The sequence below is a fragment of the Clostridioides sp. ZZV15-6597 genome, assembly GCF_020657815.1.
GTDB lineage: Bacteria > Bacillota > Clostridia > Peptostreptococcales > Peptostreptococcaceae > Clostridioides.
Genome location: NZ_JAGWCT010000236.1, coordinates 1 through 731 on the forward strand (window position 1 = coordinate 1; position 731 = coordinate 731).

The 731-nt window shown below is 28.6% G+C and carries 1 pseudogene; it reads left to right on the forward strand.

Going from position 1 to position 731, the window contains the following annotated elements:
• Positions 1-316: 316 nt before the first annotated feature.
• Positions 317-731 (forward strand): annotated as a pseudogene (locus KGF52_RS21035) (hypothetical protein); the annotation flags it as partial.

The window sequence follows — 731 nt, forward strand, 5'->3', positions numbered from 1 at the left end:
AAACCTAACCAAATATTCAAATTTTTACAAAAATAGAGAAAATATTCAAATATATATTGACTATTCAGAAAAATATGACTAATATATAGTTTATAGGGAAATTAATTTTATACATATAATAACTACTTAAACAAAAATAATTTAAAGAATTGTATGAAGGGAGGTATACTGTATAAAAAGTATATTATAAGTTTTAAGTTATTATACAAAAAATTTTAAAACAGTTATCATGGATTTTATGTTAAAGGAAATTGTAAGTAGTTTATCGAAGTAATTAAGCAGATGAAAAAATTTCACGTGGGGAGGTAACTGAGATATGTCAGAAAAAGTAAATGTTAAAACAGTCATCAGTTTCGCAGGAGCTTATGTAGCAACAGTAATCGGTTCTGGATTTGCAACAGGACAAGAAATAATGCAATTCTTCACTTTTTATGGGTTTGCAGGTATTATTGGTGGGATAATTTCAATGGTATTATTCTCATGGATGGGTGCTTCAGTAATGTCAAAAGGTAAAGAACTTCAACTTAAGGAACCTATCAAAATTTATCGTGTTTATTGTGGTAAGTATTTAGGAATATTCTTTGAGTGGTTTGGACCTTTATTCTTATTTGGTGTTTTCGTAGTAATGATTTCAGGAGCGGGAGCAACTTTAACTGAATACTATGGATTAAATCCATTTGTAGGTAGAATAGGTATGGCAGTAGTAGCATTATTAACTGTTTCATTAGGTC